The sequence below is a fragment of the Streptomyces sp. JLYT201 genome (genome assembly GCF_059448825.1).
On sequence record NZ_CM182551.1, the window covers coordinates 2,126,243 to 2,148,644 of the forward strand.

Below are 22,402 nucleotides of genomic sequence, written 5' to 3' on the forward strand. Positions count from 1 at the left end.
CGTCTCACACCACACCGGGGGGATCCCGTGGAACGTACGCAGTGGCTGACGCTGCCCGGCTGCAAACGCGTCCTCGTCGTCGTGCACACCGAGGTGTACGGGCAGCGCCTGGGGGACGTGCTGCCGCTCCTAGAGTCCGACCTGCGGCTCCAGGTCGACTTCACGGTGGCACCGCACGCCTTCAACGCGGGCGCGCTGCGCTCGCTCAGGGCGCTCGGCACACCCGTCCTGCCCTGGCGCGCCGCGCTGCGCAGCGACTTCGACCTGGTGCTGGCCGCCGGGTCGCAGGGCGTGGACCGGCTGCGCGGCCCGCTGGTGCGGCTGCCGCACGGCGCGGGCCACATCAAGCTGTCCAGGCCCCTGGACGACCGGGATCCGGGGGCGCCGCGCACGGTCGGCGGGCTCGGCCCGCAGTATCTGACGCGCAACGGGCGGGTCGTCCCGGCCGCGCTCGCCCTCGCGCACGAGGAGGACCTGACGACGCTGGGGCGCAGCTGCCCCGCCGCGCTGCCCGTCGCCGAGGTGGTGGGCGACGCGACGTACGACCGGATCGTGGCGAGCCTGCCGCTGCGGCGCCGCTACCGGGCGGCCCTCGGTCTGCGCGGCGGCCGCAAGCTGCTCCTGGTCTGCTCGACGTGGGGGCCCGGCTCGTCCTTCAGCCGGCTCGACGCGCTGCTTCCCCGGCTGCTCACGGAGCTGCCCCGGGAGGAGTTCCAGGTGGCCGTCCTGGTGCACCCCAACGTGTGGGCCGGGCACGGGGACTGGCAGGTGCGCTCCTGGCTGTCCGCGGCGCGGCGGCAGGGCATCGCCGTCCTGCCGCCGGAGGCCGACTGGCGGGCGCCGCTGATCGCCGCGGACTGGGTGATCGGCGACCACGGCTCGGTGACCCTGTACGCGACGCTGACCCGGGCCGCCGTGCTCCTCGCGCGCTTCCCCGAGGCCGACGTCGACCCGGCGTCGCCGGGGGCCGAGCTGGCCAGGGTCGCCCCGGCCCTGTCGTTCGCGCGCCCGCTGCCCGAACAGCTCGCGTACGCGCGCGCCGAGTACCCGGGCGAGCGGTACGCCCGCATCGGCCGCCGCATCTCCTCCGAGCCGGGCCGCTTCGGGCGCAACGCCCGGCGCCTGCTGTACCGCGTCCTCGGCCTCGGCGAGCCCGCGTACGCGCCCGCCCTGCCACCGCTCCCGGTGCCCCGGCGCCGGTCGCGCGCCCACCGGGACGAGGTGCCCGCGTGACCGGGCCCGTCCTCGTGTGCTTCGACTCGGGGTGCCCCGGCGGCACGGGCGAGGCCTGGCGGGAGTGCGCGGACGTGCTGTACGGCAGCCGCCCGTACGCCGCCGCCGAGGTGCCGGTGGTGGCCGGGCGGCTGCTCCGGCGGTATCCGGGGTGCGCCCTGGTGGCGTTGCGGGTGCGGGGCGGGGGCCGCGTCGCGGTGAGCCGCGGCGGTGCGCGGCACGGGCGTGCCGGGGACGGAGGCGGGGGCGGGGGTGTCGGCGGGCTCCTGGCCTTCGCCGTCGCGGCGTACGGGCGCCTGGTTCAGGAGGGTCCGGGCGGGGCCGCGGGGTCCGTCGGCGGGAGCTGCCGGATGCGGCGGGCCAGCCGGTCGGTGTCAGGGGCCCCGGCCGACGTGTAGCGGGCCAGGGAGTCCTCGTACCACTGGAGGGCCGCGGCCGGGTCCCCGCGGCTCTCGGCGCTCTCGCCGAGCATCTCCAGGACCCGGCCCTGCCAGTGCGCCGCGCCCGTGGCCTCGAACTCGGCGAGGGCGGCGCGCAGTTGCTCCTCACCGGCGGCCCGCTCGCCGCCGCCGATGAGGGTGCGGCAGTGGCCGATGAAGGCCAGGGCGCGGGCGGCGTCGTAGGGGTCGTCCTCGGCGAGCAGGTCGACGCGGGCGCGCGCGAGGGGCTCCAGGGCGTCGTCCGGGCGGCCCGCGGCCAGGGCGACGTCGCCGAGGCAGATCCGCGTCAGGGCGGTGCCGCGCCGGTGGCCGGCCGCCTCGCGCAGGGCGAGGGCCCGCTCGAAGTGGTCGGCGGCCTCCGCGAGCCGCCCGGCGAGCCGGCACGACTGGCCGATGCCGTGCAGGGCCTGGGCCTCGGCGCGGTGCGCCGCCGCCAGGGCGGGGCCGCCGCCGTCGGGGTGCCCGGTCAGCCGGGCCACCTCGTCGCGGGCCGCGCGCAGCGCCTGGGTGAACCAGGCGATCGCCTCGTCGTGGCGGCCCACGTTGCGCAGCCCGGTGCCGCCGGAGGTGAGCATGCGGCTCTCGCCCTCGCGGTCGCCAGCCCGGCGCGCCGCCGCGAGGCCCCGCTCGTGCGCCTCGATCCACAGGTCGTAGGGGCGCAGCCGCAGGAACATGGGCCACAGGGCGTCGGCGAGCTGCCACACGGCGGCGTACATGCCCTTGGCCTCCGCGGTGCGCAGCACGGCCATCAGCTGGGTGCGTTCGGCGTCGAGCCAGCGCAGCGCGCCGGGGGCGTCGGCGAACGGCGGCTCCTGGGCGAGGGGTTCGGCGTAGTCGCGGCGCAGGGTGCGGTGGCTCGGGCTGAGCAGGGCTTCGGCGGCGGTCGCGACGGCGAGGTGGTAGTCCACGACGCGCCGCACCGCGGCGGCCGCTTCCGCGGCCGTCTCCTCGGCCTCGGCCAGGCGCTGCGCGTGCGCCCGGACCAGGTCGTGGAACCGGTATCGGCCGAGGCCGGTGCGCGGGTCGGGGCCGAGGTCCTCCAGGAGGTTGACCTCGGCGAGTTCGTCCAGGACCTCCACGGCGTCGGCGCCAGGGCCGAGACGGCAGGCGGCCGCCGCGACCGGCGGGGTGAGCACGGCGACCGGGGCCAGGCCCAGGCAGTGGTAGCAGCGGGCGAGTTCGGGCTCCAGATGGCGGTACGAGGCGTCGAGGGCGCCGCGCACGGCGTACTCGCCCTCGATGCGCAGCGCGTCCAGGGCGGGGGCGGCGCCCCGGCCGAGCGCGCCCGCCATCGCGGCGAGGGGCTGGCGGGGCCGGGCCGCGAGGCGGGCGGCGGCCACGCACACGGCGAGCGGCAGGCCCGCGCAGGCCGTGGCGACCTTGAGGGCCGCCTCGGGCTCGCGGTGCACGCGGTCGGCGCCCACCCGGCGGCTGAGCAGCCGTACGGCGTCCTTGGCGGCGAGCACGTCCAGGGGCTGGAAGGCCGCGCCGTCCATGCCGAGGCCGGTGAGGCGCCCCCTGCTGGTGACGACGGTGAGCGCGCCCTGGGCGGCGGGCAGCAGGGGGCGGACCTGGGCGGCGCTCAGGGCGTTGTCGAGCAGGACCGCGATCCGTGATCCGGCGGTGGCCGTGCGCCACAGGGCCGCGCGTTCGCGCAGTTCCGCGGGCGGCCGCTCGTGGCCGAGGGCGCGCAGGAACTCGCCGAGCAGCTCGTTGGGCCGGGCCGGGCCGTCGTCGGCGTGGCCGCGCAGATCGGCGTAGAGCTGGCCGTCGGGGAAGGCGTCGGCGTGGGCGAGCAGCCACCGGCGCGCCAGGGCGGTCTTGCCGACACCGGCGGGGCCGCTGATGACGACGATCCGCGAGGCGTGCCGGGCGGCGCCCACGAGCCGGTCGAGGGCGGCGAGTTCGGTGTGGCGGTTGGTGAAGTGGGCGGGCACCGGCGGGAGCTGGCGCGGGGCCGGGGCCGACGGGGGCCGGGCCGCGGGGTGGATGTGCACGTCGCCGTGGATGCCGTGGGCCTGGAGGACGGGGCCGGTGACATGGGCGCCGGGGCCGATGGTGTTGGCGGTGGCGGGGTCCGGTCTTCGCTCCGCGCCCGGAGGGAGGCTCGATCCCTGGGGTCGGCTGCCCGGAACCTGAGGTCTCGATCCCTGGGGCCGGTCGCCCGGATTCTGAGCTGTCGATCCCTGGGGCCGGTCGCCCGGGTCCTGAGGTGGGGTCACATCCCCTTCGGCGTCGGTCAGTTCGGTGAGCCAGGCCGTCAGGGCGCGCGCCAGCTGTGGTCTCTCCCGCGCGTCCGCCGCGAGGGCGTCGGCGACGGAGCGCACGGCCTCCGGGTCCCGGCGTCCCGCCTCCGTGGCCGCCCAGGCGCGCACCAGGGCGGCCGTGGCGGGCGCGGCGGACGTCCGGGCGAGCGCGCGCAGGGCGTCGCGGTGGCGCGACAGGGCGGCGGCCCGCGGCAGGGCGGCCATCAGCGCGACGGCCGTCACCTGCTCCATCCCGCCGCCCTTTCCCCGCTTCACCGTGGCCGTGCGCGTTACCGTTCCAGCGTTGTACCCGCCCGTATCTGATCGAATAACTAAGCAATCCGAACGACAAAGCAAATCAAGCCAATAAAAGAAGTCGCGCACCCTCCCCATGTGAACGATATGGACCGCGTGCGATTCTTTAACGCCCAACCAGAGTGCGAACCGACCCGCGGAGCACCGGGAGGCACTGGTGGACTTGGGCATTCGCGTCCTCGGCCCCGTCGAGCTGCGCCGCGCCGGGCACGGCGACCGCCTCGGGTCGGCGAAGGAGCGCCTCGTCCTCGCCGCCCTCGCGCTCGACGCGGGCCGCCCGGTCTCCCTGGACACCCTCATCCACCGGCTGTGGGAGGACGCCCCGCCCGCCAAGCCGCGCGCCAGCGTGCACGCGTACGCGGCGCGCATCCGCCGCCGGCTCCGGGCCGTGTGCGACGGCGAGCTGCTCCTCCAGCAGGCGCACACGTACACGCTCGCCCTGCGCCCGTGCCAGGTCGACTGCCACCGCTTCGCCGAACTCGCCGACCGGGCCCGGTCCCTGACCGACGGCGGCGGCGACGCCGAGGCCCTCGGCCTGCTGCGCGAGGCGGAGGAGCTGTGGCGCGGCGAGCCGCTGGCCGGGCTGCCGGGGCTCTGGGCCGCGCGGGTGCGCGCGGGCCTGGAGGAGAAGCACCTCGCCGCGCAGCTGACCCGCTTCGGCATCGAGCTGCGCCGGGGCCGCTTCGCCGAGCTGGTGCCCGAGGTGGGCGCGCTCCTGGAGCAGTACCCGAGCGACGAGACGCTCGCCTGCCAGCTGATGACCGCCGCCTACGGCTGCGGGCGGCAGTCCGACGCCCTGCGCGTGTACGACACCGTCCGCCGAAGACTGCGCGAACAGCTCGGCACCGACCCGGGCGACGCCCTCACCCGGCTGCACCGGCTCGTCCTGAACGGCGCGCCCCTGCACGAGCTCCTGCCGCCGCCCGAGCCCGCCGTGGCCGCGCCCCGCACCCTGCCGAGCCACCCCGAACTGGTCGGCCGCACCCACGAGTTGGACACCATTCTGAGCGCGGCGCCCGCACGGTCCGAGCCCGGCGCCGTCATCGCGCTGCAAGCCATCTCCGGCATGGCCGGGGTCGGCAAGTCCCTGCTCGCCCTGCACGCGGCGCGGCGCCTGGGCGGCCGCTACCCCGACGGCCAGATCCATCTCGACCTGCGGGCGCACTCCCCCGGCCAGCAGCCCCTGACCCCCGAGGCCGCGCTGATGGCGCTCCTGCGGGTCCTCGGCGTACCGGCCCGCGCCGTCCCCGACAGCCTCGACGAACTCGTCAGCCTGTGGCGCACGCTGCTCAGCGCCCGGCGCGCGGTCATCGTCCTCGACGACGCGGCGGGCCCCGAGCAGCTGCGTCCACTCCTTCCCGGCGCCTCCCCCTCGCTCGTGATCATCACGAGCCGCCGCCGGATCACCGGGCTCCCCGGGGTGCGGCCCGTCCTGCTCGACGTACTGCCGCCGGACGACGCCGTCGCGCTCTTCCGGCGCCTGGCCGGGCCGGAGCGCACGGGGCGCGCCCACGAGGTCGCGGACATCGTGCGGCTCTCCGGGTACCTCCCGCTCGCGATCGAACTGGCCGCCGGACGCCTCGCCTCACGGCCCGCCTGGACCACCGCGAACCTGCTGCACCGGCTCACCCACGGGCACGGGCGCCTCGCGGAGATCCGCGACGGGAGCCGCGAAATGGTGCGCGCGTTTGAAGTCTCGTACATGACCTTGACCGCCGAAGAACGGGCCGTTTTCCGGAAGCTCGGGCTCCAACTCGGGCCGGATTTCGAGACGTTCACGACAGCCGCGCTCACGGGGCTTCCCGCGCACCGGGCGGAGCGCGTCCTGGAGTCCCTCCTGGACGCGCATCTCATTCAGGAGCCGAAGCCGGAACGCTACGTTTTCCACGATCTGCTGGGTGAATATGCACGCACGCTTTCACTGTCCGAAGATCCAGCCGACGTGCGCGCCGGGGCGCTGCGCGGGCTGATCGATTTCTACGTACAGGCATGCGACGCCGCGGACCGTCTGGTCTATCCCCGCCGGGCCCGCCCCGACGCGCCCCGCCCCGACCGCGGCCGCACCCTGCCCGCCTGGCCGAGTCCCGACGCGGCCCGCCGCTGGCTCACCGCCGAACGCGCGGGCCTCGTCGCCGCGGAACGCCACTGCCGCGCCGAGAACGCCTCCGAGGACGCGGCACTGCTCGCGGCGGCGCTGGCGAACTTCCTGGACGAGGAGGGGTACTCGGCGGAGGCCCAGCGCATGCTCGCGGCCGCGGCGACGCACTGGCGTGCGGTGGAGGAGCCGCACACGGAGGCGCACGCCCTGCTGAAGCTCGCCACCGCGCAGTCCCGCTGCGCCCGCTACGACCAGGCGAGCACCACGCTGCGGCGCGCGCGGGCCGTCGCGGACCGGCTCGGCGACACCGCGCTGAGGGCCGAGGTGCGCCATCAGCTGGGTGTGCTGCACTGGAACCTCGGCCGCCTCCCGGACGCCCTCGCCCACCAGAACGCCGCCCTCGCGCTGCGGCTGCCCACCGGCGACCTCTGGCAGATCGCCCGCTCCCAGAACAACCTCGGGATCACCCGCTTGTATTTGGGCGATGTCCGGCGCGCCGAGGAACACTTCAACGCCGCACTCTCCGGATTCCATGCGTCCGGGGACGACCGGGAAAAGGCACATGTACTCAACAACCTGTCCGACCTCCAAGGGAACCTCGGCAATCAGAAGTCCGCCCGGGATTTCCTGTGCCGCGCCCTCGAATTGCTGGAGGAATCGGGTAGCCCGTCAGAGCACGCCATCACCCAGGTGAATCTCGCACACACCATGAACTCGCCCGCCGAGCTCGATGCGATGCTGGATCTCTATCGCGATTCCCTGAATACGTTCCGGCGCATCGGCGACCGCCGCAACGCCTCCATCACGCTGCACGACATGGGTCTCGCGCTGAGCGCGGCTCACCACGCCCACGAGGCGGCCGACCAGCATCGGCGCGCCCTCGATCTGGCCCGCAGCATCGGCGCCGCCCATGAGGAGGTCCAGGCGCTGCTCGGCCTCGGCGCCGCCGAGGAGCAGACCGGACAACCAGCGGCAGCGGCGGGGCACCTAGAGGCGGCCATCGAGGTGGCGGAGCGCTCGGGAATGGCCCACGAGGCGGACCGCGCCCGCGCGATTCTGCGCGAACTGCACACCCGTCCGCGCGATCCGCACACCCGCACGGCGGCGGACGGCCGCAGCGGTGAACGCGCCCACGGAAATCCCCTGCAATAGCAGAGGAAACGCGCCTCGGTCACACACCATCCACGTTTCGGGACCACTTTCCGCAGAGGCCTTGCCTCATCCAGGTCCGTTGCTCAAGACTCTGCGATCGAGGCGACGGGGGTGCCTCATTTACCGTGTGGTTCTACTGAGAGGTCATGTTCAAGCACATGAAAAACAAGTTCATGCGGCGAGTGGTCTTGGCGGTCGCCCTCGTAACCGCCATATGCATCCCCTCCCTGGTAGGGACGTCCGTGCCGTCTTCCGCACCCGTCGGCCACCATGTGTCGGCGATGCCCGGGACCGGCGGCGCCGACCGCGTCTGATCGCTCGCCCCGGGGCGGAGTAGCCTCGGCCCATGTTCGTCATGGAGCTCACCTACACCGCCCCGGTCGACCGCGTCGACGCCCTGCTCGCCGAGCACGTCGCCTGGCTCGACGCGCAGTACGCCGCCGGGGTGTTCCTCGCCTCGGGGCGGAAGAACCCGCGTGACGGCGGGGTGATCCTGGCCGTCGGGGACAGCCGGGAGGAGATCGAGCGGGTGGCGGCGCTCGACCCGTTCGTCACCGGCGGGGTGTGCGAGTACCGGATCACCGAGTTCGTGGCCACGAAGACGGCGCCCGCCCTGGCCGAGTACCGGCAGCAGCTGCCCGCCTAGGGCCGTTCGAGGCGCGCCACGCGGCCCTTCTCGCCCGCCGCCCAGCAGCCGAGGTCCGGCGCGCAGTCCACGGTGTCGTACGACCCGTCGTCGACCGTGCGCCAGGAGCGCCCCGCGTCCGTCGTGAGGTCGGTGCCGGTGGGCCCGACGGCGAGGGCCGTGGTGCGGCTGTACGGAAGCCAGGCGACGCCCGAGCGGTAGGCGGGCACGGGACGCGCGGCCGGCCGCCAGGTGCGCCCGCCGTCGCGGGTCACGGCGGCGGCCCGGGGCGACGCCTCCCCGGCGCGGTAGTCGCCGCCGACGGCGAGCCCGTGCGTGCGGTCGCGGAAGGCGAGGCCGAAGACCCCGCGCGCCGGGTCGCCCGCCGGGATCGGCGCGTCGGCGGCCGTCCAGGTCAGACCCCGGTCGGCCGAGTGCAGGACCCGGGCGCGGGCGGCGCCCCCCGTGGCCAGCCACACGTCGCGCGGGCCCGCGCTCACCAGGCACTGGCCGCTCGCGGCGAAGGCGCTCTCGCCCTCCTGGGCGGCGGGCATGCCCGTGGCCGGAAGGACCTTCCAGGAACGGCCGCCGTCCGCGGTGGACAGGATGCGGTACGTGCCGTCCACCGGGTCGCTCATGGCGAGCCCGTGGCGGCGGTCGAAGAAGGTCATGCAGTCGTAGAAGGCCTTGGGCTCCGCGTTGCGGAAGGCCTCCGTCCAGGTCTTGCCGCCGTCGGTGGTGCGGTAGAGCCGCGAGGCCTCGCCCTCGCCGATCGCGAGGGCCACGGCCCGGCGTGCGTCGAAGGCCTCGACGTCGCGGAACTCCAGGCCGGCCGCCCCGGGCGGCGAGACGTTCCGCCAGTGCGCGCCGCCGTCCGCGGTGCGCAGCACGGTGCCCTTCGAACCGGCCGCCCAGGCGGTGCTCCGGCTCACGGCGGCGAGGCCGCGGAAGCGGGCGTCGGTGCCGGTGGGCTTGAGGTCCCAGCGCGGGGACCCGCCCCGGTGCCCGGCGGCCCCGGCGCCACCGGCCTCCGCGGCCGCACCGCCCCGGGCCTCGGCCGCCTCTCCGGCCCCGGCTCCGGCTCCGGCCCGGTCCGCCGCCCCGGCCGCTCCCGGCGCGACCAGGGACGCCGCCGCGAGCGCCACCGCGCCCAGCGCCACTCCCAGACCGCTCGCCCCGCGTCGCGTCACCCGTCCCGTACGCACCACACGCCCCCTGACGTCCGCATGCCTCAACTGCCCCGTGCCTCTCTCCTGGCGGGCGAAGCTAGCCCACGGCGCGAGTGGCGTCCAGATGGCCGAACCGGGGCACTCGTGAGGCCGACGGCCGGAACCGCGCCGCGGTTCACGGTGTCGCGGTGACAGAGGTCACTCGGCCCGACCGGGCCTCGCATGCACGGATTCCCCGATTCCCACGTCTATTCAAGTGCCCGACCACCGTCGTGCACACCCAGGTCGTCCAGTCGCCAGAGTCAAGGGAGCAGGCCTTGTCCACTGTCATCGAGCAGGCCGTCGAGGCCCGCCTGGTCGCCGCCGCACCCCGGATGCCGACCATCCCCGCCACGCTCCACTACGACCAGCGCGACCCCTTCGCGGTGCGCATGAGCTTCCCGGCCCCGGCGACCCTGGAGGGCGTCGAGGTGCACTGGACCTTCGCCCGCGACCTACTCAGCCAAGGTGTGGAGAACACGGTGGGCGACGGCGACGTCCGGGTGCGCCCGTACGGCTACGAGCGCACGGTCCTGGAGTTCCACGCCCCCGAGGGCACCGCCATCGTGCACGTCCGCACCGGCGACCTGCGCCGCTTCCTGCACCGCACGATGGTCCTCGTCCCCGCGGGCCAGGAGCACCGGCACGTGGACCTGGACCAGGACCTGGCCGATCTGATGCGCGACGCCTGCTGAGGCGCGGCCGCCCCCGTCCCACCGGGCCGCCGCCCCCGTCCCACCGGGCCGCCGCGCCCGTCCCGTCGGGCCGCCGTCCCCGCTCGGGCCGCCGCGCCCGGCCGTCAGCGGCTGAAGAGGCCGTCGGCCTCGCCGAAGTCGAGCCCGCCCGTCAGTGATCCGTACGTTCCCTCGGTGAGCAGTTCCCGCGCCGCCCCGCGCACCAGTGCGTGCGCCGCCTGGGCGATGCCCGAGCCGACGCTGACGCGCGCCACGCCGAGGGCGGCGAGCCGCGCCACCGGCGGTGCCCCCGGCCCGGCCATCACGTTGACAGGACCGTCGACCTTTGCGACCAGGGCCTCGACGGTCTCCGGGTCCACCACCCCGGGGACGAAGACGCCGTCGGCCCCGGCGTCGAGGAACGCGGCGGCCCGCTCCAGGGTCAGCGCGAGCCGTTCCTCCGGCCCCTCCCCCGCGCCGCGCAGATAGGTGTCGACGCGCGCGTTCACGAACAGGGGCACGCCCGCCGCGTCGGCGGCACCGCGCGCGGCCGCGATCCGTTCGGCCTGCTCGGCGAGCGGCCGCAGCGGGTCGCTCCCGCCGTGGCGGCCGTCCTCGATGTTCACGCCGACCGCGCCCGCGGCGAGGACCGCCCGGACGGTGTCGGCGACGCCCGCGGCGTCCTCGGCGTAGCCGCTCTCGATGTCGGCGGTGACGGGCACGGACACCGTGTCCACGATCCGGGCCAGGGCGCCGAGCGCCTGGTCGCGGGTGAGCCGGTCGCCGTCACCGGCGCCGAGGGCCCAGGCGAGCCCGGCGCTGGTGGTGGCGACGGCGGCCGCTCCCGCCGTCTCGACGAGCCGGGCACTGGCGGCGTCCCAGGCGTTGGGCAGGACCAGCGGGGACCCGGGGACGTGCAGGTCACGGAAGGCGGTCGCGAGGTCGTTCACATGCGTCATGCGCAGCACTCAACCAGCCTCCACCGCACCGGGTCTGGCAGGAATCCGACACGGCCGTCGCACACGGCGCACCCGCGCCCGGGGCGGAGGGAAATTGCGTTGACAGCGCTTCCAGGCGCTTCTTACGGTGGTACCGCTTCTGTTGCCGCCGATTGGAGAAGGACGTTGCTCGTCTGAGGTCTTGAGACACCGCGTCACACAGCCGTTCCACCGCTGTGTGCGTCGCGTGCGACCTCGGCGTTCGAGCCGTCCCGCCCCGGCACAGGGCCCTCCTTCCGTGTCCGGCCCCTCAGGCCCGCCACGCCCGGCCCCCGCGGTGTCTCACACGCGTTGCCCCCCGTTCACCCCACCGAGCAACCGCGAGGCCGTATGTCCACCCTCCCCACCCCGTCCATCACCTGTACGTCGCTGTCCTTCGCCTGGCCCGACGGCACCTGCGTCTTCGACGGCCTCCAAGCCGCGTTCGGCCCCGGCAGGACCGGGCTCATCGGCCGCAACGGCTCCGGCAAGTCCACGCTCCTCAAACTCGTGGCGGGCGAACTCGCCCCGGCCGAGGGCACCGTGCGCACCGCCGACGACGTCGGCTACCTGCCGCAGCACGTCACCCTCGACACCGCGCTGCGTGTCGACGAGGTCCTCGGCATCGCCGGGACGCGCGCCGCCCTGCACGCCATCGAGGGGGGCGACGTGCGCGAGGAGCACTTCACCGCCGTCGGCGACGACTGGGACGTCGAGGAGCGCGCCCGGGCGACGCTCGACCAGCTCGGGCTCGGCCGCATCGGCCTCGACCGCACCACGGGCGAGGTGTCCGGCGGCGAGTCGGTGCTGCTCCGCCTGGCCGCGCTGCTGCTGCGCAGGCCCGGCGTCCTGCTGCTCGACGAACCCACCAACAACCTGGACCTGTACGCCCGGCGCCGTCTGTACGCGGCCGTCGACGCCTGGTCCGGCGTGCTCGTGGTGGTCAGCCACGACCGCGAACTCCTGGACCGCGTCGACCACATCGCCGATCTGCACGAGGGCGAGCTCACCTGGTACGGCGGGAACTTCTCCGCGTACGAACAGGCGCTGGCCGTCGAGCAGGAGGCGGCGGAGCGCATGGTGCGCGTCGCCGAGGCCGATCTGCGCAAGCAGAAGCGCGAACTGGCCGACGCCCAGGTCAAATTGGCCAGGCGCAAGCGGTACGGCCAGAAGATGTGGGACCAGAAGCGCGAGCCGAAGGTCGTCATGGGCAACCGCAAGCGGGCCGCCCAGGAGTCCGCGGGCAAGCACCGCATCCTGCACGAGGAGAAGCTCGCCGAGGCCAAGGAGCGCCTCGACGACGCGGTGGAGGCCGTGCGGGACGACGACGACATCCGCGTCGACCTGCCCCACACGGCGGTGCCGCCGGGCCGCACCGTCCTCACCCTGAGCAATCTGACGCTGCGTTACGGGGCGCGCGTACGGGGCGAGTTCGAGCTGCGGGGCCCGGAGCGGGTCGCGCTCGTGGGCCGCAACGGCGCGGGCAAGACCACGCTCCTGCGGACCATCGGCGGGGACCTCGCACCGGTCGGCGGCGAGGCGCTCGCCCAGGTGCCGCTGCGCTTCCTGCCGCAGCGCCTCGACGTGCTCGACGACGACCTGACCGTCGCCGAGAACGTGGCGCGGCAGGCCCCGGACGCGACCAACAACCGGGTCCGGGCCCGCCTGGCCCGCTTCCTGTTCCGGGGCGCCAAGGCCGACCAGCGGGCGGCGACCCTGTCGGGCGGCGAGCGGTTCCGGGCGGCGCTCGCGGCGCTCATGCTGGCCGAGCCGGCACCCCAGCTGCTCCTGCTCGACGAGCCGACGAACAACCTCGACATGGCGAGCGTACGGCAGCTGTCCTCGGCCCTGGAGGCGTACGAGGGCGCGCTGATCGTGGCCAGCCACGACGTGCCGTTCCTGGAGTCGATCGGCATCACGCGCTGGCTGCTGCTGGACGGCGAGATCAAGGAGATCACGGGAAAGCACCGGGAGAACATGGAAAACCGGACAGAGGCTGTCGGGTATCCCGCATAGCTTCGGCGGTATGCACGCAGCAGCCGACCATGGCCACATCACCCTCACCGGTGCCCGCGAGAACAATCTGAAGGAGGTGAGCCTGCGCATCCCGAAGGGCAGGCTCACCGTCTTCACCGGCGTCTCCGGCTCGGGCAAGTCGTCGGTCGTCTTCGACACCGTCGCCGTCGAGTCGCAGCGCCAGCTCAACGAGACCTTCACCTGGTTCGTCCGCAACCGCCTGCCGAAGTACGAGCGACCGCAGGCGGACGCCATCGAGGACCTGGCGCCCGCGATCGTCGTCGACCAGAAGCCGATCGGCGGCCACTCCCGGTCCACCGTCGGCACGATGACGGACATCTACTCGGTGATGCGGGTCCTGTTCTCGCGGCACGGCACCCCGAGCGCGGGCCCGGCCACCGCGTACTCCTTCAACGACCCGAGCGGCATGTGCCCCGAGTGCTCCGGGCTCGGCCGCACCGTGCGGCCCGACTACGACCGCATCCTGGATCCGGCCAGGTCCCTGGCGGACGGCGCGGTCCTGTTCCCGCCGTTCGCCGCCGGGACCTGGCAGGGCCAGACCTACACCAACTCCCCCGACCTCGACCCGCACAAGCCGCTCGGCGACTTCACCGCCGAGGAGCGGCACTTCCTGCTGCGCGGACACCCCGGCAGCGGGAAGGTCAGCGTCGACAACACCGGCGGCGCCCGCGCCATCGACTTCGAGGGCCTCGCCGACCGCTTCGAACGCCTCTACCTCCACCGCGACCTGTCGGCGCTGTCCCAGAAGACCCGCGACCTGGTGCAGGGCTTCCTCGTCGAGGACCGCTGCCCCGCCTGCGCGGGCGCGCGGCTCAATCCGGCGGCGCTGGCCAGCCGCATCAACGGCCTGAACATCGCCGACTGCGCCCGCATGGAGGTCACCGACCTCATCGCGGAGCTCGGCCGCGTCCGCGGCCCGGTCGCGGGCCCCGTCGCCCGGGCCGCCGTCGCCGCGCTCGAACGCGTCGAGGCGATCGGCCTCGGCTACCTCAGCCTCGACCGCGAGACCTCCACGCTCTCCGGCGGCGAGGGCCAGCGCCTGAAGATGGTCCGGCACCTCGGCTCCAGCCTCACCGGGATGACGTACATCTTCGACGAGCCGAGCGTCGGTCTGCACCCGCGGGACGTGGGGCGCCTGGGCGATCTGCTGCTGCGCCTGCGCGACAAGGGCAACACCGTCCTGGTCGTCGAGCACGACCCGGACGTCATCGCGATCGCCGACCACGTCGTCGACATGGGCCCGGGCGCGGGCACTCACGGCGGCCGGGTCGTCTTCGAGGGCACCCCGGAGGAGCTGCGCGCCGCCGACACCCTGACGGGCCGCGCCCTGCGGCGCCCCGCGGGCGTGCGGGAGCATCCGCGCGAGCCCGTCGGCGGCGCCTGGATCAAGGGCGCGGACCTGCACAACCTCAAGGACGTCAGCGTCCGTGTGCCCCTCGGCGTGCTCACGGTGGTCACCGGCGTCGCGGGCTCGGGCAAGAGCACCCTCGTCGCCGGGGCGTTCACCGCGCAGCACCCGGACGCCGTGGTCGTCGACCAGTCGGCCATCGGCATCTCGGGCCGGTCGACCCCGGCTACCTATCTGGGCGTCATGGACCGCGTACGGGCCCTGTTCGCCCGGCACACGGGCACGGAGCCCGGCCTGTTCAGCTTCAACTCCAGCGGTGCGTGCGAGCGTTGCCAGGGCCGCGGCATCAGCTACAGCGACCTGGCGTTCATGGACCCGGTGACGACGACCTGCGAGGAGTGCGCCGGGCGGCGGTTCAAGCAGGAGGTGCTCCGGCTGACCGTGGGCGGCCGCTCGATCGCGGACGTCCTGGACATGACCGCCGAGCAGGCCCTCGCGTTCCTGGCGGACTTCCCCGACCCGGCGGTGCGCCGCCGCCTCGGCGCCCTGCGGGACGTCGGTCTCACCTATCTCACCCTGGGGCAGCCGCTGAGCACCCTCTCGGGCGGCGAGCGCCAGCGCCTCAAGCTGGCCACCCAGCTGCACCGCACCGGGACGACGTACGTCCTGGACGAGCCGACGACCGGTCTGCACATGGCGGACGTCGGCGGGCTCCTCGCCCTGCTCGACCGGCTCGTCGACGCCGGGAACACCGTCCTGGTCGTCGAGCACAACCTGGACGTCGTCCAACACGCCGACTGGATCATCGACCTCGGCCCGGACGGCGGCAAGCACGGCGGCCGCGTCGTCTTCGAGGGGACGCCGCGCGAACTGCTGGCCGCCGAGGGGTCGTTCACGGCGGAACACCTGCGGCGCTCGGTGGCCGCGTAGGCCTTACCGCGGCCCGGCGGTCGCCGGGCCGCGGCGCGGGCTCACTTGCTGGGGTAGATGGCGATGTCCGTGATGTTCACGGGGAACCGGCCGATGACGTCGGTCGCGCCGGTGAACAGGTTGACGTTGTAGAGGCTCGGATTGCCGGTGCCGGACGCGGGGCCGAGGATGGCGAAGCCCGCGTTCGAGACGGTCTTGCCGCCCGAGAGGGTGCTGTAGATGTCGAGGCCCGCGTTGGGGCCCGCGTCGACGCCCAGGGAGCCGATCGGCGACAGGGTGCCGTTGTTGGCCGGGGCCTGGACAAGCAGTTGGTCCGTCTTGGTGTCGATGTCGAACAGGAGGGTGGCGGTGGTCCCGTTCAGGTCGTTGTTCGTGTAGCCGGCCGCGCTGACGCCCCTGGTCCACCCGGTGATGGGCGGGGTAGTGAGGGCGACGTCCTCATCCGTGGTGTGGGTGTTCAGGTTGTGCCGCAGGTTCTGCGCGCCGTCGCTGATCACCCGGAGCCGGTCGGCCGCCGGGTTGAAGTCGACGCCGAAGTTGGTGCCGAGCAGGTCGAACTGGAGTTGAGAGACCTTGGTGGCGGTCGGCTCCGGGACCTCGGGCGGCCACTTGAACGTGTAGATCCCGCCCTTGTCACCGACCCCGTACAACTGGCCGTCCTGGACCCGGAAGTCGATGCCGACCACCTTCTGGTCACCCTTGAGGCCGGTGATCTCCCGCACCCAGTCCAGCTGCCGCGGATTGTCGGTCTTGAACGCGGCCATCAGGAGGCCGTCGCCGCTGATCCCGAACGCCTGGAGGCTCGGGGTGGCGGTGGGCGCCGCCGAACCGGTGCCGGGGGCGCCCATCACGAGCGCTGTCGAGGCGGTGAGGAGTGCGACCGCCGCCGCGAATCTCCTTCTGCCGTGCGTTCTGCTTCGTATCTTCATCAGTGGTTCCCTCCCGTTGTTCCTTGAATACGTCATGGGGCACATGCGAGGTGTCCCGATCGCCACGGTGTTCCCCCCACGGGCGGGTGCGCGGTTCCCATTAAGCCCAGGTCACCGGGGTCCGACAAGCGCTTGCAGGGACAAGGAGGCCCCGTTCGCGGAACTTTGCGCACGGTGACAAACGGCCGCCCGCCGCCCCGGCCGGAATGTGTGCGAGGTGTGAACGCCGACCGGATTCCCCCTGTCGGGCCGCTCGCGCGCGGTGGCATGCTCGCGGCCATGGGGAGCCTCTTCGCCGAGCTGGCCCGGCAAGCGGCGAACAGCGCGCGCCGGGAGGTAGAGACGTACGCGCGCGAGATCCCGGAGTTCGCCTCCCTGGACGCCGACACCCGCGCGCGGGCCCAGACGCTGGAGTACGCGGTGTGGCTGCGCCGCCGGACGCTCGAACTGTCGCCGGACAACACCGCGTTGACGGCGAGCGACCTGGCCGACATCGCCTCGATGGGCGAGGTGCGGGGCGGCTCGGGCATGTCCCTGGAGTCGCGGCAGGAGGTCCTGCGCCTGCACACCGCACTGATGCTGCGCGAGATCAACGAGGCCGTCGAAGCGCAGCGCGGCGGCGGCGCCCAGGAACTCCTGCGGATGATGAGCTGGTTCGCCCCGCAGGGCGAGCGCGGCATCGCCGCCTACTGCCAGGGCTTCGTGACCGCCCTCAGCCGCCGGCTGCCGTACGTCGAGCAGGTCGCCCTGCTCGCCAGGACGCTCCTCGCCCACGACCCCCTGGCGGCGGAGCTCGCCCCGGCCGTGGGCATGGAGCTGCCCGGGTCCTTCGCGGTGACGGTGATCCGGGTGCCGGGCGGGACCGGCGGCCACCACGGCCCGGAGCGCGAGGTCGAGGCGCTGGTGAGAGCACACCGGGTGCCGATGGTGTGGTGCCCGGCGGGCGACGGCGGCGGCGAGCTGATCGCGCTGATCCCCGACGCCGACGACGACACCGACGCGGACACCAACTCCGACGCCGACGCGGGCACCGACGCCGACGCCGACGCGCCGCCGCGAGCACGCACCGTGACCGACCGCGCACCCGATCACCTCCCCGGGCTCGTGTTCGACCCCGTGCCCGGCCTCGCCCTCGACCTCGTGCGGGACTTCGCCGGAGCCGTCGGCCGTCCCTGCGCCGCGGGCACCGCCACCGCGCCGCTCACCGAGCTCGCCGACGCCCTGGAAGGGGCCCGGCGGATCAGCCGGGCGACGCCCCTGCGCCGGGCGCCCGCCCGGCTGCGGCCGCACACCGCGGCGGACGTCTTCGTCGAACTCGCTGTCGTGGACGTGCCGTTCGTCGACTCCTGGCTCGCTACAGTGGCCCGGCACCTGGAACCCGGACCGGACCTCGTACTCACTCTCGACGCCTACTACCACCACGACATGGACCGGGGAGCCACGGCGGCCGCCCTGAACGTGCACCCCCGCACCCTCGACTACCGGCTGCGCCGGGTACGGGACCTCACCGGTCTCGCGCCGGGCTCGACCCGGGGCGTGCGGGTCCTCAGCGCGGCCGTCACCCGGCACCTGGCGGTGCGCTGAGACCACCGTCACTCTTTACCGCGGGCTTAACCTACGGGAACGTAACCTACGATGCCGTAGGTAACCTCCCTCGCGGCACCCCGTGCCGCCCCCTTCCGTCCCCCTCCCCCTCCCCCCTGGAGCACCCGTGACGCTGACCTCTCCCCACCTCGGCAGCCCGGACACCTGGACCGACGCCCGGTTGCTGTACGCGCTGGAGGAAGTGGTCGAGCAGGAGCTCAACCGCCATCTGAAGGTCGCCAAGGACTGGATGCCGCACGAGTACGTGCCGTTCTCCGACGCGCGGAACTTCCCCGGCCAGTTCGAGGACGGCGAGGCCTGGGCGCTCGGACAGTCGCCCGTCACCGACGTCGGGCGCATCGCCCTCGTCGTCAACCTCCTCACCGAGGACAACCTTCCGAGCTACCACCACGAGATCGCCACGCTCTTCGGGCGGGACGGGGCCTGGGGCACCTGGGTGCACCGCTGGACAGCCGAGGAGGGCCGCCACGGCATCGTGATGCGGGACTACCTCCTAGCCTCCCGCGCGGTGGACCCGGACGAGCTGGAACGTTTCCGTATGGCACACATGAGCGAAGGGTTCGAGTCCGACAACCGGCACTCGATGCTTCACTCGGTCGCGTACGTGGCCTTCCAGGAGCTGGCCACCCGCATCTCCCACCGCAACACCGGGCACCAGTCGGGCGACCCGGTCTGCGACCGGATGCTGGCGCGCATCGCCACCGACGAGAACCTGCACATGGTCTTCTACCGCAACCTCCTCAGGGCCGCCTTCGACCTCGCGCCGGACGCCACGATGATGGCCGTACGGGACGTGGTCGTCGGCTTCCGCATGCCCGGGCACGGCATTCCCGGCTTCGAGCGGGCCGCCGCGAAGATGGCCATCGGCGGGGTGTACAACCTCCGCATCCACCACGACGACGTGCTCCAGCCCGTCCTGCGCTTCCTCAAGATCATGAGCATCCCCGGGCTCGGCCCGGAGGGGGCGCGGGCCCAGGAGGAGCTCGGGCTCTTCCTCGACGGGCTCGACGGGGAGGCGCGGCGCTTCGACGAGCGCCTCGCGGCCCGCCAGGCACGCATCGATGCCAGGGCCAAGGCCTGAGCCCGGCCACCCGTACCGCCCCAGCCGCGCCGGGCCCACGGCGCGGCTACGGCAAGGCCACCGCCAGCGCCGCGTCCCTGGTGTCGGGGAGGGCGTGGTGGCGCAGGGCCGCGAGGAGGTCGCGCCACGGTGCGGGCCAGCCCGCGCGGGAGCCCAGGGTCCGGGCGAGGGAGACGGCGAAGAGGGGCCTGGCGGGGCCGGGCCCCTCGGCGAGGGCCCGGGCCACGGGCAGCAGGGCCGCCCCGGCGACGGAGGCGTCCACCCCGGCCAGGCGCTCCGCCAGGGCCCGCGCGGTCGCCCCGGCGAGGACGGGCCTGCCCTCGTGCAGCTCCGCGACCCGCTCCAGGTCCCGCCCCACCCGTGCCTCGCCGACCTCCACCGCGGCCACCAGCAGCCGCACGGCCTGCGGCCTGAAGTCCTCGTAGGAGGCGAGGAGTTCCCCCGCGCGCCGGGCCACCGACCGCCCCGCCGCCCCCTGCCGCACCACGAGCCGCGCGACCACGTGCTCGACCCGCCGCCGGGCCCCGAGCCCCGCCTCCCCGGGCACGGCGGCCAGCGAGGCGAGCGCCCCGCACAGGGCCTCGTCGCCGCGGACGGCCGTGACCGCCGCCGCGACCAGGCCGTCCGCGGCCGCCTGCCACACGGCCCGGCCCCGCGCCAGGTCCGCGCAGGCCGCGCCGAGCACCTCCGCTGCCTGGGCCGACCAGGGAGCCCACCGGGGCAGCACGCCGAAGGCGAGGACCGCCGTCTCGGCGTCGTCGGCCGCGCCCACGTCGCACACGAGGCGCGCGTACCGCTCCCGGTGCGCGGGCGCGACGTCCAGGGGCGCCATCCGCAGGAGGGCCAACCGTGACACCAGGTCGCCCCGCGCGGCGTCGGCGAGCAGTTCCCCCACGGGCGCCTCGCCGAGCAGCCCGCCGCAGGACGCCACGCACGCGGCCCGCACGTCCGGGTGGGCGCCCGGCGCCCGGTACGCCTCGCGCAGCAGCCCGGCCGCCGTCGCCGCGGGCAGGCGGGCGGCCGCGAGCCGGGCGGCCTCCTTACGGCTGGTGACCTTGGCCCCGGGCCCGGTGAGGACCTCGCGCAGCGGCCCGGCGAGCAGCGAAGGCGCCGCGAACCGGGAGGCCCGGCCCGCCGCGTACACCGCGACCCGCGCCCGCTCGTCGCCCGCGTGCGCGAGCAGCGCGGGCACGGCGTCGCCGGGCCGGTCCGTGTGGGCGAGCGCGGCGAGGCCCGCCTCACCGAGGCGTACGTCGGCGGCCGCGCTCCAGTGCCGGGCGAGGTCCGCCCCGGCGCCGGGCACGGCCGCGCAGCGGGCGAGGGCGGCGGCGCGCTCCGCGAGCGGCAGCTTCTCGTCGGCCACGGCGGCCCCCAACTGCCTTGCCCACGCCTCCTGTTGCCGGGCCGTCCAGCGCCGCACCGCCCGCGGCGCGGCGGGCAGCGTCCAGGCGGACCCCGGGGCGAGGAAGCGGCCATACGGCGGCCGCGTGCCGAGCAGCGGGTCGAGCAGGTCGGTGCGGCGGTGGGTGAGGACGGTGCGCACGGGGTCGAGGGCGGCCGCCGAGGGCTCCCGGGCGAGGACGCGCGCCACGCGGTCGTCGCGCTCGGCCGGGGTCGGCGCGGCATCGAGCCACAGGCCGATCGCCGTGGCCGCCGTGGGGTTGTCGCCGCACCGGACCGCCCGCCACAGCAGGTCCTGGAGCGCGGCCATGCCGCGCGCACGGCGCCCCACGGCACGGGCGAGGGCGAACGCCAGGCCGTAGTCGGCCTTCTCCGCGCCCGCCTCGATCCAGGGCCGCAGCGCTTCGTACACCGTGTGTTCCTGGCCGCGCCGCAGCACCCGGTCGAGCCGCCCGAAGTCGGCGCGGCCGGTGCTGCCGGTGAGGAGGGTGAGGGTGCGCAGGCCCCACCCCACCAGCTCGGTGCGGGGGTCGGCGGCGCGCTCGCGGAGCACGGCGAGCGCGAGGGAGCCGAGCGCGTCCCTGGTGTCGTACGAGCAGTCGCGCGCGGCCACGGCGTCGGCGGCGATCCGGTCCAGCTGCTCCACGGCACCGGGATCGAGCAGCGCGGGCCGCACGGCGGAGAGCGCGTACAGGGCCTCGGAGCGCACCGGGTCCTGCTCGTTGGCGAGGCGCTCGGCCATGTCCCGTACGACCAGAACGACTTCGGCCGCGTCGCGGGAGCGGGCCGCGTTGCGGACGAGGAACGGCCAGGCCTCGGCGCGGTCGTCGGCGACGGGACGGCGGGTTGCGGCGACGAGGCGCTCGCGGACCTCCGCGCACGGCAGATGGGACTCGGCGGCGAGCACGGTGGTCCAGTACGCGCCCTCCGCGCGGGCCCGGGCGGCGACCCGGCGGGCCTCGTCGGCGGCGGCGCGGCGCGGCAGGACGTCCCACAGGGCGCTGTCGACGGTGGCGGTCCCGGGCCCGCGGCCCTCGACGGCGGCCGCGAACAGCGCCGGCCGGGCGGCGGGCGGGAGCGCGGCGAGCAGCAGGGTGAGGGCGGCGGAGTCGTCGGCGACGGAGCGGGCGTAGGCGGTGAGGCGGGGGCTGCCGTGCCGGGCGAGGCGGCGCAGCACGGACCGGGTCAGCCGGCCGCTGCGGCGCAGCGCCGCACCCCACTCGCCGGTGAGGAGGCGCAGCACCCGGTCGGGCGCGACGGCGGCGAACGCCCCGAAGCGGGGCAGGAGTTGGCTGGGGAAGCGGGTCGGCGCGTACCGCTCCAGGAGGTCGAGGGCGCGCAGCGGGTCGTGCTCCGCGCCCGCTGCCAGGGCGGCCCCGCACCGCTCCCAGCAGGCGTCGCGCAGGGCGTCGGGCGCGGCGGCGAGCTCGCGCGTGACGACGTCGAGCAGGACGCCGTGGTGCCGCTTGGCGAGGGCGCCCAAGGCGCGTACGGCGTACAGGACTTCGGGCAGCAGGCGGGCCACCGCGTCGTCGGAGCAGCCGGGCAGCAACCGGGCCGCCTCGGCGTCGCCCCAGTCCCGCCGGACGCCGTCGACGAGCCGGTCGGCGAGGGCGGTGCGGCGCCCGGCGGCGAGCGTGCGCAGCAGGGAGCGGCGCACGGCCTGGGGCGCGTCGGCGAGCGCGGCCTCGAAGGCGGCGTCGGGCACGCCCACGGCGTCGGCGGCGCGCAGGGCGTGGCCGCGGACGAACGCGTCGGGGTCGGCGAGGCGGGCCGCGATCCACGCGGTGTCCTCGGTGACGGCGGCGAGCAGCACCGCGACGCCGCGTTCGTGGGCGCGGCCGGGCACGAACCGGCCCGCGCTCTCGCGCTCCCGCCGGGCGCGGCCCCAGCGGCGGCCGGAGCCGGGCGCGTCCGCGCCGCCGTCGAGCACCGGGAGCAACTCCCGGACCTCGCCGCGGCGCTCCTGCCCGACGCGGGCGAGAAGCCGCATCCGTTCCGGGTACGGCAGCGGGTCGAGGTCGGCGAGCAGACGGGCGGCCGCAGCGCCCGGATCGGAGCGAGCCATGCGCCGATTCTGCCCGCCGGGCCCGGCCGAACGTA

Annotated in this window: 14 protein-coding genes; 9 read left to right on the forward strand and 5 right to left on the reverse strand. The window is 75.1% G+C overall.

The annotated features are described in order from the left end of the window. Positions 1-27: 27 nt before the first annotated feature. Complete coding sequence (locus tag AC5WAM_RS08320; RefSeq protein ID WP_495522148.1) at positions 28-1,233, forward strand: hypothetical protein; 1,206 nt, start codon at positions 28-30, stop codon at positions 1,231-1,233. After that, entirely contained in the window at positions 1,230-1,631 is a 402-nt protein-coding gene (locus AC5WAM_RS08325; RefSeq protein ID WP_495522149.1) for a hypothetical protein, read from the forward strand. The genes AC5WAM_RS08320 and AC5WAM_RS08325 overlap by 4 nt, the downstream gene beginning before the upstream one ends. On the opposite strand, the gene AC5WAM_RS08330 is transcribed toward AC5WAM_RS08325, so the two are convergent. After that, complete coding sequence (locus tag AC5WAM_RS08330; RefSeq protein WP_495522150.1) at positions 1,535-4,171, reverse strand: ATP-binding protein; 2,637 nt, start codon at positions 4,169-4,171, stop codon at positions 1,535-1,537. The two genes, AC5WAM_RS08325 and AC5WAM_RS08330, sit on opposite strands and share 97 nt — an antisense overlap. Positions 4,172-4,391: 220 nt before the next feature. On the opposite strand from AC5WAM_RS08330, the gene AC5WAM_RS08335 reads away from it, so the two are divergent. Together AC5WAM_RS08335 and AC5WAM_RS08340 are read left to right on the forward strand one after the other, a co-directional pair. Continuing rightward, complete coding sequence (locus AC5WAM_RS08335; protein WP_495522151.1) at positions 4,392-7,484, forward strand: AfsR/SARP family transcriptional regulator; 3,093 nt, start codon at positions 4,392-4,394, stop codon at positions 7,482-7,484. 346 nt (positions 7,485-7,830) lie between these two features. Further along, positions 7,831-8,130, forward strand: coding sequence for a YciI family protein (locus AC5WAM_RS08340; protein ID WP_495522152.1), 300 nt, complete (start codon positions 7,831-7,833; stop codon positions 8,128-8,130). On the opposite strand, the gene AC5WAM_RS08345 is transcribed toward AC5WAM_RS08340, so the two are convergent. Continuing rightward, positions 8,127-9,314: a WD40/YVTN/BNR-like repeat-containing protein gene (locus AC5WAM_RS08345; protein ID WP_495522153.1), complete on the reverse strand. Its 1,188-nt coding sequence runs from the start codon at positions 9,312-9,314 to the stop codon at positions 8,127-8,129. The genes AC5WAM_RS08340 and AC5WAM_RS08345 overlap by 4 nt on opposite strands. A 281-nt stretch (positions 9,315-9,595) precedes the next feature. On the opposite strand from AC5WAM_RS08345, the gene ssgD reads away from it, so the two are divergent. Then, on the forward strand, positions 9,596-10,012 hold the full coding sequence (ssgD, locus tag AC5WAM_RS08350) for a spore wall synthesis regulator SsgD (RefSeq protein WP_138962733.1): 417 nt from the start codon (positions 9,596-9,598) through the stop codon (positions 10,010-10,012). A 104-nt stretch (positions 10,013-10,116) separates the two neighbouring features. Here ssgD and AC5WAM_RS08355 read toward each other — a convergent pair whose 3' ends face one another. Beyond that, a complete protein-coding gene (locus tag AC5WAM_RS08355) occupies positions 10,117-10,950 on the reverse strand; it encodes an isocitrate lyase/PEP mutase family protein (RefSeq protein ID WP_495522154.1) in 834 nt (277 codons plus the stop codon). Positions 10,951-11,319: 369 nt separating this feature from the next. On the opposite strand from AC5WAM_RS08355, the gene AC5WAM_RS08360 reads away from it, so the two are divergent. After that, positions 11,320-12,984: an ABC-F family ATP-binding cassette domain-containing protein gene (locus tag AC5WAM_RS08360; protein WP_495522155.1), complete on the forward strand. Its 1,665-nt coding sequence runs from the start codon at positions 11,320-11,322 to the stop codon at positions 12,982-12,984. Between the two features lie 10 nt (positions 12,985-12,994). Beyond that, positions 12,995-15,283 carry an ATP-binding cassette domain-containing protein gene (locus tag AC5WAM_RS08365; RefSeq protein ID WP_495522156.1) on the forward strand — a complete coding sequence of 763 codons (2,289 nt, stop codon included), beginning with the start codon at positions 12,995-12,997 and terminating at the stop codon, positions 15,281-15,283. 41 nt (positions 15,284-15,324) lie between these two features. Here AC5WAM_RS08365 and AC5WAM_RS08370 read toward each other — a convergent pair whose 3' ends face one another. Then, on the reverse strand, positions 15,325-16,212 hold the full coding sequence (locus tag AC5WAM_RS08370; protein ID WP_495522157.1) for a DUF4394 domain-containing protein: 888 nt from the start codon (positions 16,210-16,212) through the stop codon (positions 15,325-15,327). Between the two features lie 279 nt (positions 16,213-16,491). Between AC5WAM_RS08370 and AC5WAM_RS08375 the strand changes: the two genes are divergently transcribed. Both AC5WAM_RS08375 and AC5WAM_RS08380 read left to right on the forward strand, forming a co-directional pair. Continuing rightward, positions 16,492-17,796 (forward strand): PucR family transcriptional regulator, encoded by a 1,305-nt coding sequence (locus AC5WAM_RS08375; RefSeq protein ID WP_495522158.1) that lies wholly within the window; start codon positions 16,492-16,494, stop codon positions 17,794-17,796. A gap of 127 nt (positions 17,797-17,923) precedes the next feature. Next, positions 17,924-18,898: an acyl-ACP desaturase gene (locus AC5WAM_RS08380; protein WP_172382778.1), complete on the forward strand. Its 975-nt coding sequence runs from the start codon at positions 17,924-17,926 to the stop codon at positions 18,896-18,898. A 46-nt stretch (positions 18,899-18,944) separates the two neighbouring features. On the opposite strand, the gene AC5WAM_RS08385 is transcribed toward AC5WAM_RS08380, so the two are convergent. Further along, positions 18,945-22,367, reverse strand: coding sequence for a hypothetical protein (locus AC5WAM_RS08385; RefSeq protein ID WP_495522159.1), 3,423 nt, complete (start codon positions 22,365-22,367; stop codon positions 18,945-18,947). Positions 22,368-22,402 lie beyond the last annotated feature (35 nt).